Source organism: Actinacidiphila sp. bgisy145, assembly GCF_057708125.1.
This window is the reverse complement of sequence record NZ_JBYIRL010000012.1, coordinates 53,815-66,647: the sequence shown is the minus strand read 5'-3', so window position 1 is coordinate 66,647 and position 12,833 is coordinate 53,815. Positions and strand designations below refer to the sequence as shown.

Below are 12,833 nucleotides of genomic sequence, written 5' to 3'. Positions count from 1 at the left end.
CCGGGAGTGACGTTGCGACAGCATCTTCCCATCCCACCCCTCCCGAGAGTGACATCATCGCAACAGCCTGCGACGGAAGGGGTGATGGGGTTGTCTGCTAGTAGTCAAGTAAGGTCGTTCCGGCTGCGACGCCCCCCGCACCGCAGTACCCTTCCTTGATCGTGGACGGGGGTGGGAGGCGGTGACGTGGAGACGTCCGGAGGTCTGATGCTCCCGGGTGGCGGCGAGCAGGGTGACCGGCACGCCCCGGGGGAGGCCCCGGACGGCGAGGCCGCCACGCTGCCGGGCGTGGTCTCCGTCGCCGCGCCGGTGGAGATCGGCACCGAACTGGACTGGGGCGCCGAGGACTGGGCCGAGGTGCGCACCCGCGCCCGCCGGGCCGGCCGCGCCTACGTCTGGCTGAACCTGGTCGAGCAGCGGCTGCGCGCGGTGGTCAACGCGGTGCTGCGGCCCATCTACGAGCCGGTGCACGGCGAGGAGTGGGTGGTCGCCGCGGCCGGTCCGGCCGGCCACGAGTGGGTGCAGCGGGCCGTCGCGGTGCGCGAGGTCAGCCGCCGCAAGGGCTTCCTGCTCGACCCCGCCGACGACAACGTCCTCAGCTTCCTGACGCTGCCGCAACTGCGCGAGCTGCTGGTCCAGCACTGGCCCTGCTTCGAACCCTACTTCGACGACCGGCGCGACCTCGAACTCGCCCTGGACGAACTCGAAGTGGCCCGGCACGTGGTCTCCCGCAACCGGGCGCTGTCCCGCACGGTGCTGGACCAGGCCGAGCGGGCCTGCGCACGGCTGCTGGAGACGCTGGGCTCGGGCCCGGCGCGTACGGCCGCGCAGCGGCTGCCGGTGGACGCCGTGGAGGAACTGGTCGCCGACCGCTACTCCGACGTGATCGGCGTCTACCCCGACCGGGTGCGCCTCCAGCGCCAACTGCCGGTGGAGGACCTGTTCGCCGGGGCCCGGCGGCTGGACGCGGTCGGCATCGGCCTGAACCTGCTGGTGCAGAACTACTCCGGGCGGCGGCTGGTCCGCCTCGCGGAGTCCGGCTGCCGGGTGCGGCTGCTCTTCCTCAACCCCGCCAGCAGCGCGGTGCGCCGCCGCGAGCGCGAACTCGGCCTCGGGCGCGGCGAGCTGGGCCGCGCGGTGGAGATGAACATCCTGCACATGCGGCGGGTCCGGGCCCGGGTGCGCGACCAGGGCGCCTTCGAGATCCAGGTGTTCGACGAGACACCGCGCTGCACCGCGTACCTGGTGGACGGGGACAGCACCGACGGCCTCGCGGTCGTGCAGACCTATCTGCGCCGGGCCCGCGGCATGGAGGTGCCGGTGATGCTGCTGCGCGGCGGCAACCGGCGGGTGGTGGGCGGTGACACACCGGCCGAGGGCGGTCTGTTCGACGTCTACCGCGAGGAGTTCGAGGGCATCTGGGCCGACTCCCGCCCGGTGTCCTGACCCGCCCCCGCCCCCTACCACGCGCCCGGTGCGTCAACGGCCCGGCCCCGGGGCCGGAGTGTCAGTGCTTCAGGCGATGATGGCTGGGCACACGGGGGAGAACGGCTGGAAGGACACGCCATGGCATGGCACGAGGATCTGCTGGTCGGCTTCGACCTGGAGACCACGGGGACCGATCCGCGGCAGGCCCGCATCGTGACCGCGGCGGTCACGGAGGTCAAGGCGGGGGAGCCGGTGCGGCATCGCGGGTGGCTCGCCGACCCGGGCGTGCCCATCCCGGCGGAGACCACCGCCATACACGGCGTCAGCACCGAGCGGGCCACCGCGGAGGGGCGGCCCGCCGCCGAGGTCGTCGCCGAGGTCGCGGACGCGCTGCGGGGCTACTGGGCGGCGCGGGTGCCGGTCGTCGTCTACAACGCGCCCTTCGACCTCACCCTGCTGGACGAGGAGTTGGCGCGGTACGCACTGCCCCGGCTCACCGCGCAGGGCGGCACCGCCGGACCGGTGATCGACCCGCTCGTCATCGACCGGGCGCTGGACCGCTACCGCCGCGGCAAGCGGACGCTCGAAGCCGCCTGCGGGGTCTACGGAGTGGTGCTCGACGGCGCCCACGAGGCGGGCGCCGACGCCCTCGCGGCGGTCCGGGTGGCCCGGGCGGTGGCGCTGCGGTACGCCGAAGCGGGGGAGGCCGATCTGTGGGAGCTCCAGGACAAGCAGCGGGCCTGGTACGCGGCGTGGGCGGAGGACTTCCAGGGGTGGCTGCGCCGCAAGGACGCTGCCGCTGTGGTGGACCCGAACTGGCCGCTCCGCGGGTAAGCCGGGTGCCCCCGGGGTGCCCCGTCCTGGGGGTGCCGGATCTGACGGTCCGCTGTGGCTGGTCGCGCAGTTCTCCCCCAGAGCTTCGCCTGGGAGGTGCCCCCACGCGCCCCTGAGCAACTGCGGCTTCTTCCGCGAAAAGAGCCGAGCATCACCAGGGGCGCGTGGGGCCAAGGGGGACCCCGTGGGCGGTGCGGGTCAGAAGGAGTACCAGCGGACGGACGGGTCCTCGGCTCTCAGGGAGGCAACCCTCCGGCGGAACTCGGTGCGGGCCGCGGGGTTGGCGGGGGCGTGCTGGGCGACCCAGGCGCACCCGGCGGTCTCGCGGGCGCCGCGCAGCGCCTCGTAGCCGTCCCAGGTGGTGACGTCCCAGCCGTAGGCGGCGGTGAAGGCGTCGTAGTCGCAGGCGGGCACCCCGTAGCGGTCGCGGCTGAGCGCCTGGACGACGAGGTCGTGCTCGCGCAGGTCGGAGGAGAAGGTCTCCAGGTCCAGCAGGACCGGCCCGTCGGGCCCGATGTGCACGTTGCGGGGCAGGGCGTCGCCGTGGATCGGGCCGCGCGGCAGGCGCGGTACGAGGTGGGCCGCGGCCTGGGCGAACTCGTCTCTGCGGTGGCGCAGGTAGGCCACGTCGGCGGGGTCCACGAAGTCGCCGGCGGCGCGCAGCCACCGCTCCACCCCGGCCAGCAGGTCCCGCGGCGGCAGCCCGAAGTCCGGTTCCGGCAGGGCGTGGACGAGCCGCAGCAGCGGCGCCACGTCGACCGTCTCGGCCGGCCGCAGCGACTCCGGCAGCCGCTGCCAGTAGGTGATCGGGTGCCCTTCCACGAGCCGCACCTCGGACTCGGCCGAGCGCACCGCGGGCACGTCGTGCTTGGCGAGCCAGTCCGCGGTGCGCACCTCGCGCTTGGCCCGGTCCAGCAGGTCGGAGCCGCGCCCCACTTTGATCACCAGCCGCCCGGCGGCGAACACCGCGTTCTCCCCGAAGGAGAGCAGGTCCGCCTCCCGGTGCCCGGCCGCGTCCAGCACCGCCCGCGCCCGGTCCTGCGTGAACACCGCGTCCGCCATGCCCAGCCTCTCGCTTCTTCGCCCTGCGGCCCACCCGCAACCGTCCGACCGCATATGCCAGAGGTATCGGCATGCGGCGGCGCCACGGCAAGTCTCGCACCCGCGCCCTGTGGATTCCCTCGTGGTTTCCGGGAAGTCCGCTGGGAGTTGCCGCGAATACGTACCCGCCGTACCGATGAGTTACGACCCCGGCACTGGTCGTATCACGTGACGGCCCCCGCAGGTGGCCGAAACGGGCCAGCGAGCCGGACCGAAAACGTGAGACGGGACGCGAGGTGGCGCAGTGGCGAGGGTGGTGTCCCTGGACGCGGGCGGCCTCGCCGCCGACCGGGGCACGCTGGCCGCGCTCGCCCGGGTGGCCCTGGCCGCGCGCCGCTCCGGCCGCCGGGTGCGGCTGCGCGGCGCCTCGCCCGCGTTACGTGGCCTGCTCGAACTCGCCGGGCTCGGCGGGCAGTTCGAGTGGCAGCCCGAAGAGCGGGAAGAGCCGCTGCACGTCGAGGAAGGAGTTGAGCCCGCTGACACGGCCGGCGGAGACCTCCAGCACTTGCAGGGCCCACGCGCGGTGGCCGCGCCCGGCGGGGTCCCGGCGGTACTGGCCGAAACCGAGCGTGCCGTTGGCGGCGACCGGCAGCAGCCGTGAGCCCTCGCACTCCCGGCCGGTGCCGGTCAGCCAGGCCCGTATCTGCTCATGGCCGCGCAGCCACATCGGGTACGGCGGCATGGACAAGGTGGCGTCCTGGTGGAGGAGTTCGGTCAGGGCGTCCAGGTCGTACCGCTCGAAGGCGTCGACATAGCGCTCCAGCAGCAGCTGCTGCTCCCGGTCCATGGCCGCGGGAGCCGCCGCCGGGCCGGACGTGGGGGCGCCGGAGGGGGTTTGCCCGGCCTCGTGGGAGGAGGAGACCCCGGCGCCGGCCAGGGTGGCGCGGGCGCGTTGCAGGGCGCTGTTCACCGACGCCACGGTGGTGCCCAGCAGTTCGGCGGTCTCGCTCGCCTTCCAGGCCAGCACCTCCCGCAGGATCAGCACCGCGCGCTGCCGGGGCGGCAGGTGCTGGAGCGCGGCCACGAAGGCGAGCCGGATGCTCTCGCGGGAGACCACCACGTCCGCCGGGTCGCCCGACGACGGCAGGGCCCGCACGTCCGGCACCGGCTCCACCCACTCCGCGGCCGGGGTGCGGTCGGGCAGCATCGCGTCGGCCCGGCCGGCCGGGGACAGGTCCATCGGCCGGGCCCGTCGCCGGCCGGCCTTCAGGCTGTCCAGGCAGACGTTCGTCGCGATGCGGTACAGCCACGAGCGCAGGCTCGCCCGGCCCTCGAAGCCGCCGGCGCCGCGCCAGGCGCGCACCATCGTCTCCTGCACCGCGTCCTCGGCCTCGAAGGCGGAGCCGAGCATGCGGTAGCAGTACCCGGTCAACTCCGCCCGGTGCGCCTCCAGCCGCTCCTCGATCCCGCCGCCGGGTCCGGCCGGTCCGGCCGCCACCGCGGCCCGCGTGCTCTGCCCTACGCTCATGACGGCCACCGTACCGGCGGGCACCGACAGTGCCCCCGAACCGAGGCGGCGCGGGGGCACTGTCGTTGATCCGTGCAGGTCGCGGGGGTTCAGACCCGGTCGGGGACCGCGTGGCGCGGCCGGTCGCCGGCGGCCGGCGGCTCCGACACGGCCGACTCGTCGTGCGTCATGTCCGGCAGCCAGTGCAGCCACCGCGGCAGGTACCAGTTGCGCTCGTCGAGCAGCGTCATCAGCGCCGGCAGCAGCACCCCGCGGATCACGGTGGCGTCCACCAGCACCGCGCAGGCCAGGCCGACCCCCATCTGCTTCATGCTCTGCATCGACAGTGTCCCGAAGATCGCGAAGACCGCGACCATGATGACGGCGGCGCTGGTGACCACGCCCGCGGTGGTGGTGATGCCGTGCTCGATGGCGCCCTTGGTGGTCAGGCCGCGGCTGCGGGCCTCGCGGATACGGGAGACCACGAACACGTGGTAGTCCATGCTCAGCCCGAAGAGGATCACGAACAGGAACAGCGGCAGCCAGGCCACCACCGCGCCGCTGCTGTGCGCGCCGACCAGCGAGGCGCCCACGCCGTGCTGGAAGACCAGGGTCAGCACCCCGTAGGCGGCGCCCACCGACAGCAGGTTCAGCGCGATCGAGGTCAGTGCGACGGTCAGCGACCGGAAGGACAGCAGCATCAGCAGGAAGGCGAAGACGATCACGAACGCGAACACCGGCGGCACGCTGCTGGTGATCTTGTGGGTGAAGTCCATCGAGGACGCGGTCTCACCGGTGACCGGCGCCTGCACCCCGCCGACCTTCCCGAGCGTGTCGGGCCGTACCTGGTCGCGCAGCAGGCGCACGTCGGCCTCGGCCTTGGCGCGGTCGCTGCCGCCGGCCAGGGGGACGTCGATCTGGGCGACGTTCTGCGCGCTGTGCACGGTGACGGTGACCGGGCCGGTGCTGGCGCCCGAACGGACCGCCTCCGCGCGGAAGTCGGCGATGGCCTTCTTCACCTGCGGCGCGTTGATCGCGTCGGCCTTGACCACCACGTGCGCCGGGTCGGGACCGCCGGGGAAGGCGGCGTTGATGTGCTCGTAGGTCTTGATGATCGGCAGGCCGTCGCCCAGCTCCTGCTGGGTGGTCAGGTTCGCGGTGTGCATCGAGAAGGCGGGCACCGCGAGTGCGATCAGGGCGCCGCCGGCGACCAGCGTGGAGACCTTGGGGTGGCGCAGCACCGGCCGCAGCACGGTCCGCCAGAAGCGGCTGCCGCCGTGCGCGGCCTGGGCGCGGGCCCCGGCGCCGCGGGACCTGCGGCCGATCAGCGGCACCCGGCCCTTCTCGACGCGCTCGCCGAGGATCGACAGCAGCGCGGGCAGCACCGTCACGGAGCCGAACATCGCGATCGCCACCACGATCATCGTGGCCATGCCCATCGCCTTGAAGTCGCCGATGCCGGTGAAGAGCATCCCGGCCATCGCCACGATCACGGTGAACCCGGAGATCAGCACCGCCCGGCCGGAGGTGGCCGCGGCGATCCGCAGCGCGGTGGCCGCGTCGTGGCCGGCGGCGCGCTCCTCGCGCTCCCGGCGCAGGTAGAACAGGCAGTAGTCGACGCCGACGGCCAGACCCACCAGCAGCATCACGGAGTTCGCGGTGTCGCTCATCGGGATGGCGTGGCTGACCAGCGCCACCACCCCGCCGGCGCCGAGGAACGCGGTGATCGCCAGTGCCACCGGCAGCAGCGCGGCGACCAGCGCGCCGAACGCGATCAGCAGGATGGCCAGCGCGACCGGCACCGCGGAGTACTCGGCGGTCTTGAAGTCGCTGCCGAAGGCGTTGTTGACCGCGTGGTCGCCGCTGGCGTCGCCGAACTCCTCGATCCGCAGGTCCGGGTGGGCCCGCTGGGTCTTCGCCACCGCGTCGAGCACCGGCTGCACATGGTCGGGGGCGTCGTCGGCCGACCCGCGCATGTCGAACCGGACCAGCGCCGAGCGGTGGTCCTCGGATATGGCCTGGGTGTCGTACGGCGAGGTGATCGCGGTCGTCAGGCCGGTGGCGCGCACCGCGCCCACCACGTCGGCGACCGCGGTGCGGACCGCCGGGTCGGTGACGGTGCCGTGCGGGGTCTGCACCAGCACCATCTCGCCGGCCTTGTCCTGGAGCCCGGCGTCGTCGATGATCGTCGCCGCCTGGTTGACCTCGCCGGCCATGGAACGGGACTGGTCCAGGTCGGTGCGGCCGACCGACTGGCCGATCACCATGACGGCGATGACGAAGAGCAGCCAGCCGCCGACCGCCGCCCAGCGGTGCCGGGCGCTCCAGCCTCCCATGGCCGCCGCGATGCCCGTTCTGCTGCCGTGTGCGCGAGCGCGACTCACGGTGTCCCCCTTGAAGGATCGTCGTGGGTGGCGGCTTGTCGACCTGCCGCTCTGTCACCCATGACGCTATGGGCCCGGGGGACGCGCACCCATCCGGCCAACAGGTGACTTCCGGTGAGGTGTTCTCCCTCCTGAGGGTGGGGCTGTCCCCACCCCGGCGTCGGGGGCGGGCCCTGACCGCGGCGGTGGCTGCCCCTTACACGCAGCGCGCGGCGGGCGGCGCGGGCCGGTTCAGGCAGCGGGCGCGCCGGACCCGGCGCCGGCCAGCGCGGGCCGCAGGACCGGGCCGGGCAGCGCCTCGTCGTAGCGGCGCAGCAGCAGTTCGGCCACCTCGGGCGCCGGGCCCAGCACGTCGGCGAGCACGTCCGCGCCTGCCTCCCGCGCGCCCCGCGCGATCCGGTCCGGCAGGAAGCCGGGCGCGAGCACATACGGCGCCACGGCGATCCGCCGTACGCCCTCCGCGCGCAGCGCGCGCACCGCGTCCTCGGTGCGCGGCAGGCAGGCGGAGGCGAACGCGGGCCGCACGGCGCACCAACCGGTACGCCGCCACTCCCGCGCGATATCAGCGAGCACCGCGCCCGCCTCCGGGTCGGTGGAGCCGGCCGACGCCAGGACGACGCCGGTGCCGGCCCGGTCGCGGCGCCGTACCCCGGCCGCCCGCAGCCGCCGCTCCAGGGCGGCGACCAGCAGCGGCGAGGGGCCGAGCACGCCCGCGGTCCGCAGCCGCAGCCCCGGCAGGCGCGCGGCGGCGTCCGCCAGCACCGCCGGGATGTCGGCCTTGGCGTGGAAGGCCCGGGTCAGCAGCAGCGGCAGCGCCACCACCTCGCGCACCCCGCCGCCGGCCAGCTCCCGCAGCGCGTCGGGCACCGACGGGGTGCAGAAGTCGAGGAACGCGGTGTCCACCCGCAGCCCCGGGCGGGCCGCGGCCGCCCGCGCGGTGAGCGCCCGTACGGTCGCGGCGTGCCGCGGGTCGCGCGAGCCGTGCGCGATCACCAGCAGCGCGGGCGGGTCCGTACGGGCGCGGCGCACGGCTACTGGGCCCGCGCGGTCAGGCCGCGGCTGCGCAGCACCCACCGCTCCAGCGGGCTGAAGACGATCAGGTCGATCGCGATGCCCACCACGAGGATCAGCAGGATGCCGAGGAAGACCCCGGCCATGTCGGACGCCTCCCGCATGTTCTCCAGGTAGCGGCCCAGCCCCACCCCGAGGTCCGGGGAGGACGCGATCAGCTCGGCGGCCATCAGGGAGCGCCAGGAGAACGCCCAGCCCTGCTTCAGCCCCGCGACGTAGCCGGGCAGGGCGGCGGGCAGCAGGATGAACCAGGCGCCGCGCAGCCCGGTCGCGCCGATGGTGCGGCCGGCCCGCAGGTACAGCGGCGGCACCTGGTCGATGCCGGCCACCAGGCCGTTGGCGATCGACGGGACCGCGCCGAGCAGGATCACCGCGTACATCGCCGAGTCGCTCAGCCCCAGCCAGATCACCGCGGCCGGCACCCACGCCACCGACGGCAGCGACTGGAGCCCGGACAGGATCGGCCCGATCGCCGCCCGCACGAACGGCACCCGGGCGACCAGCAGGCCCAGCGGGGTGCCGATCACCAGCGCGGCCAGGAAGCCGAGCAGGCCGCGCTCCACGCTGGTCCAGATGATCGAGAACAGGTCGCCGGCGTTCCACCGGTCCACCAGCTCCTGCCACACCGCGTGCGGGCTGGGCAGCTTCGTCGGGTCGGCGACCTTGCCCCACGCGCACAGCTGCCAGACCACCAGCACCAGCACGGCCGCGCTCAGCGGCGGCAGCACCTTCTTCAGCAGCACCTGGCCGACCGGGGTGCGGCCGGCCGCGACGGTCTCCAGCGCGTCCAGGCCGGCCTCCAGGCCGGACAGGTCCTGCTCCTGCCGGGCGTCCTGCTCCTGCCGCGCCCGCTGGTCGCCGCCGAGCGGCTCGGTGCCCTTCGCTCCGGTCTCAGTGCTGGCCATGGCGGCGGATCTCCCCACGGAGTTCTTCGGTGATCTCGACGGACAGGTCGGCCACGCCCGCGTCCTCGATGCGGCGCGGCTGCGGGATGTCGATGGCCCACTCCCGGTTGATCCGGCCGGGCCGCGAGGACAGCAGCACGACCCGCTGCGCGAGCCGGACCGCCTCGCGCACGTTGTGCGTCACGAACAGCACCGACAGGTCCGTCTCGGACCACACCCGGGTCAGCTCGTCGTGCAGCACGTCCCGGGTGATCGCGTCGAGCGCCGCGAACGGCTCGTCCATCAGCAGCAGCTGGCTGTCCTGGGCGAGCGCCCGGGCCAGCGCGACGCGCTGCCGCATGCCGCCGGACAGCTCGTGCACCCGCTTGCCGTAGGCGCCGCCGAGCCGCACCAGCGACAGCAGCCGCTCGGCCTCGGTCCGGCGCTCCTCGCGCGGCACCCCGCGCAGCCGCAGCGCCAGTTCGATGTTCTTGCCGGCGGTCAGCCACGGGAACAGCGCGTGCTCCTGGAACATCAGCGCCGGCCGCCCGCCGGGCGTCTCGATGGCGCCGGCCGACGGCTTGTCCAGCCCGGCCACCAGGTTCAGCAGGGTGGACTTGCCGCACCCCGAAGCCCCCAGGAGGCAGACGAACTCGCCCGGTGCCACGTCCAGCGTGATGTCGTCCAGCACGAGCTGCCCGGCGCCGGGCCGGCCGAACGCCTTCGAAACATGGTCGATGCGCGCGGCGTACCCGGCGGGTCCCGCCGACGGTGCCGCGGGGCCGGTGAGGGTGTCGGCCATGGTGGTCACCTCCTGGGGTCCTCGGTTGCACATGGGATGCGGTGGATGGGAGCGGGGATTACTGGGTGCCGAGCCCGGCGGCACTGACCGTCGGCTTGCCCTGCTCCTTGAGGACCTTGTTGAGCAGCGTCAGGTCGTAGATCCCGTCCAGCTTCGGCGACTTGAGCAGGCCCGCCGCCACCGCGTGCTCCGCCTCGGCCTTCGCGGTGCTCGCCAGCGGGTCGTCGACCACGCTGATGGACTTCCACGCCGGGTCGAGCTGGCTGGCCGGCAGCGCCTTCTGGGTCAGCGCCTTGAGCTGGGCGTTGGCGTCGGCCTTCGCCTTGTCGGAGTTGGCGTTGATCCACGCGTTGGTCTTCACCGAGCCGCGCAGCACCGCCTCCACGACGTCCGGGTGCGCGGTGAGGAACTTCTGCGACACGATCACGTTGGTGATCACGAACTGCTTGTTCGGCCACAGCGTGCTCTCGTCGACCAGCACCTTCGCGCCCTCGTCCACCAGCTTCGACGCGGTGGGCTCCGGCACCCACGCGCCGTCGATGGAGCCGTTGGCGTACGCCTGCGGGGTCAGCGAGTTCTCGGTGCGCACCACCGACACGTCGCCCTTGCCGCTCTGCGCGTCGACCTTCCAGCCCTTGGACTTGATGAAGTTCAGCAGCGCCACGTCCTGGGTGTTGCCCAGCTGCGGGGTGGCGATCTTCTTGCCCTTGAGGTCCGCGACCGTCTTGATCTTCTTCGGGTTGACCACCAGCTTCACGCCGCCCGAGGCCGAACCCGAGATGATCTTCAGGTCGGAGCCGTTGGACTGGGTGTAGCCGTTGATGGACGGCGAGGGGCCGATCCAGCCGATGTCGATCGAACCGGCGTTGAGCGCCTCGATCTCCGCCGGGCCCGCGTTGAAGGTGGCCTGCTTGATCTTGGTGCTGCCCAGCTCCTGCTGGAAGAAGCCTTCCTTCAGCCCGACCAGCGCGGTGGCGTGGGTGAGGTTCGGGAAGTACCCGATCTTCACCTCGTCGGTGGAGAGCTTCTTGGTGCTCGCGCTGCCGCTGGCGGCCGGCGCGGTGGTCGCGGAGTCGTCGGACTTGTCGGAGCCGTAGCCGCAGGCGGTCAGCGCGCCGAAGAGGATCGGCAGCGCGGCGGCCGCGGCGAGGAGTCTGCGGCGGCGCGACGAGCGGTGCGGCGCCGAGGTGCGGGGCAGGGCAGACACGGGTGTGTCCCTTCGTAAGGCCCGGCGTGTCGCGCCCGGTGGAGGCTAGGGCGCGGCCGGAGTGGCGTCAGGTCTTCGAAAGCGGGGCCGCGGCGCGGTGCGCCGGGCCCGGTGGGGCGGTCTGGGCCGGGTGGCCGGGCAGCCCGGCGGGACGCCGGGGGTGCGCGGTGCGCGGCACACGGTGGTCGCGGCGGTGGTGCGGGCCGCGGCCGGGCGGGTCAGCCCGCACATCGCGGGACCCCGCCCGTTCCGGCGCCGAGCGTGCCGCTGCCGACCCGCCCGCCTTCCTTCGCGAAGCCCGAGAAGGCTTCCTTGGTGGGCTGCACCGTCAGAAGTCCCATCCGTCGTCGTCGGCGGCCGGTGCCTGCGGGCGGGCGGCGAACGGCTCGCCGGCCATGCCCGCGGTGAGGGTGGCGCCGTCGGCGGGGTCGATCAGCAGGAACGACCCGGTCAGCCGCGACTCGGCGTAGGCGTCGACCGGCAGCGGCTCGGCGGTGCGCAGCACCACCGCGCCGATGTCGTTGACCTCCAGCGCCGCCGGGTGCTCCTCGTGGGCGAGGCCGTCCGACAGGTCGATCCGGTACGGCAGCGCCTTCACGATCGCCTTGACGGTGCGGGTGGCGTGCTTGAGCAGCACCCGCTCGCCGACCCGCAGCGGCCGCTCGTGCAGGTGGCAGGCGGTGGCGGTGATGTCCTGGGTGGTGGCCGGGGCGTGGGCGGTCGGCGCGATCAGGTCGCCGCGGGAGACGTCCACGTCGTCGGTGAGCAGCAGCGTCACCGACTGGGGCGCCCACGCGGTGTCCACGGCCGAGCCGAGCGCGTCGATCCCGGCGATGGTGGTGGTGCGGCCGGAGGGCAGCACCGTCACCGGGTCGCCCACCCGCAGCAGCCCGGAGGCGATCTGCCCGGCGTAGCCGCGGTAGTCGGGGTGCTCGGCGGTCTGCGGCCGGATCACGTACTGCACCGGGAAGCGCGGCGGGCAGGACGTCAGGTCGTGGCCGACCTTCACCGTCTCCAGGTGCTCCAGGACGGTCGGGCCGCCGTACCAGTCCATGTTCGCCGACGGCTCGACCACGTTGTCCCCGGCGAGGGCGGAGATCGGGATGGCGGTGACGTCCGGGATGCCGAGGGAGTCGGCGTAGGCGGTGAACTCCTCGGCGATGGCGGCGAACACGGGTTCGGCGTGGTCGACGAGGTCCATCTTGTTGACGGCGAGGACGACGTGCGGCACGCGCAGCAGTGCGGCGACGGCGGCGTGGCGGCGGGTCTGTTCGACGACGCCGTTGCGGGCGTCGACGAGGACGACGGCGAGTTCTGCGGTGGAGGCGCCGGTGACCATGTTGCGGGTGTACTGCACGTGGCCGGGGGTGTCGGCGAGGATGAAGCGGCGGCGGGCGGTGGCGAAGTAGCGGTAGGCGACGTCGATGGTGATGCCCTGTTCGCGTTCGGCGCGCAGGCCGTCGGTGAGCAGGGCGAGGTCGGGGGCCTGCTGGCCGCGGTCCTGGGAGACGCGCTCGACGGCTTCGAGCTGGTCGGTGAGGACCGACTTGGAGTCGTGGAGCAGGCGGCCGACCAGGGTGGACTTGCCGTCGTCGACGGAGCCGGCGGTGGCGAAGCGCAGCAGGGTGGTGGCCGACAGCTGCTCGGCGGTGATCGGGCTCGTGGTGCCGGTCAT

At 73.7% G+C, this 12,833-nt stretch carries 10 protein-coding genes and 1 pseudogene; 3 read left to right on the top strand and 8 right to left on the bottom strand.

What is annotated here, in order from left to right:
• Positions 1-207: 207 nt before the first annotated feature.
• Together AC3ERT_RS13275 and AC3ERT_RS13270 are read left to right on the top strand one after the other, a co-directional pair.
• On the top strand, positions 208-1,446 hold the full coding sequence (locus AC3ERT_RS13275) for an SAV2148 family HEPN domain-containing protein (protein WP_335984352.1): 1,239 nt from the start codon (positions 208-210) through the stop codon (positions 1,444-1,446).
• A 120-nt stretch (positions 1,447-1,566) separates the two neighbouring features.
• Entirely contained in the window at positions 1,567-2,262 is a 696-nt protein-coding gene (locus tag AC3ERT_RS13270; protein WP_335984346.1) for an exonuclease domain-containing protein, read from the top strand.
• Between the two features lie 198 nt (positions 2,263-2,460).
• Here AC3ERT_RS13270 and AC3ERT_RS13265 read toward each other — a convergent pair whose 3' ends face one another.
• Positions 2,461-3,324 carry an aminoglycoside phosphotransferase family protein gene (locus AC3ERT_RS13265; protein ID WP_435174132.1) on the bottom strand — a complete coding sequence of 288 codons (864 nt, stop codon included), beginning with the start codon at positions 3,322-3,324 and terminating at the stop codon, positions 2,461-2,463.
• 283 nt (positions 3,325-3,607) lie between these two features.
• On the opposite strand from AC3ERT_RS13265, the pseudogene AC3ERT_RS13260 reads away from it, so the two are divergent.
• Positions 3,608-3,715: pseudogene (locus AC3ERT_RS13260) on the top strand (hypothetical protein); the annotation flags it as partial.
• Positions 3,716-3,739: 24 nt separating this feature from the next.
• Here AC3ERT_RS13260 and AC3ERT_RS13255 read toward each other — a convergent pair.
• The 7 genes from AC3ERT_RS13255 to AC3ERT_RS13225 form a co-directional block, all read right to left on the bottom strand.
• Positions 3,740-4,831 (bottom strand): sigma-70 family RNA polymerase sigma factor, encoded by a 1,092-nt coding sequence (locus AC3ERT_RS13255; protein WP_335984348.1) that lies wholly within the window; start codon positions 4,829-4,831, stop codon positions 3,740-3,742.
• An 89-nt stretch (positions 4,832-4,920) separates the two neighbouring features.
• Positions 4,921-7,146, bottom strand: a complete 2,226-nt coding sequence (locus AC3ERT_RS13250; protein ID WP_435174255.1) for an MMPL family transporter — start codon at positions 7,144-7,146, stop codon at positions 4,921-4,923.
• A 279-nt stretch (positions 7,147-7,425) separates the two neighbouring features.
• The gene (locus AC3ERT_RS13245) at positions 7,426-8,223 is read right to left on the bottom strand and encodes a sirohydrochlorin chelatase (protein WP_335984349.1); all 798 of its coding nucleotides are present in this window, start codon (positions 8,221-8,223) and stop codon (positions 7,426-7,428) included.
• A 2-nt stretch (positions 8,224-8,225) separates the two neighbouring features.
• A complete protein-coding gene (locus AC3ERT_RS13240; protein WP_435129926.1) occupies positions 8,226-9,170 on the bottom strand; it encodes an ABC transporter permease in 945 nt (314 codons plus the stop codon).
• A complete protein-coding gene (locus tag AC3ERT_RS13235; protein WP_435129923.1) occupies positions 9,157-9,960 on the bottom strand; it encodes an ABC transporter ATP-binding protein in 804 nt (267 codons plus the stop codon). The genes AC3ERT_RS13240 and AC3ERT_RS13235 overlap by 14 nt, the downstream gene beginning before the upstream one ends.
• Before the next feature lie 49 nt (positions 9,961-10,009).
• The gene (locus AC3ERT_RS13230; RefSeq protein WP_435129920.1) at positions 10,010-11,158 is read right to left on the bottom strand and encodes an aliphatic sulfonate ABC transporter substrate-binding protein; all 1,149 of its coding nucleotides are present in this window, start codon (positions 11,156-11,158) and stop codon (positions 10,010-10,012) included.
• Between the two features lie 328 nt (positions 11,159-11,486).
• Positions 11,487-12,833 carry a sulfate adenylyltransferase subunit 1 gene (locus tag AC3ERT_RS13225; RefSeq protein WP_435129917.1) on the bottom strand — a complete coding sequence of 449 codons (1,347 nt, stop codon included), beginning with the start codon at positions 12,831-12,833 and terminating at the stop codon, positions 11,487-11,489.

Excerpts from the sequence above, each read along its gene's own strand:
- AC3ERT_RS13275 (WP_335984352.1), top strand. The coding sequence starts at position 208 with ATGCTCCCGGGTGGCGGCGAGCAGGGTGACCGGCACGCCCCGGGGGAG.
- AC3ERT_RS13270 (WP_335984346.1), top strand. The coding sequence starts at position 1,567 with ATGGCATGGCACGAGGATCTGCTGGTCGGCTTCGACCTGGAGACCACG.
- AC3ERT_RS13265 (WP_435174132.1), bottom strand. The coding sequence starts at position 3,324 with ATGGCGGACGCGGTGTTCACGCAGGACCGGGCGCGGGCGGTGCTGGAC.
- AC3ERT_RS13255 (WP_335984348.1), bottom strand. The coding sequence starts at position 4,831 with ATGAGCGTAGGGCAGAGCACGCGGGCCGCGGTGGCGGCCGGACCGGCC.
- AC3ERT_RS13250 (WP_435174255.1), bottom strand. The coding sequence starts at position 7,146 with ATGGGAGGCTGGAGCGCCCGGCACCGCTGGGCGGCGGTCGGCGGCTGG.
- AC3ERT_RS13240 (WP_435129926.1), bottom strand. The coding sequence starts at position 9,170 with ATGGCCAGCACTGAGACCGGAGCGAAGGGCACCGAGCCGCTCGGCGGC.
- AC3ERT_RS13225 (WP_435129917.1), bottom strand. The coding sequence starts at position 12,833 with ATGACCGGCACCACGAGCCCGATCACCGCCGAGCAGCTGTCGGCCACC.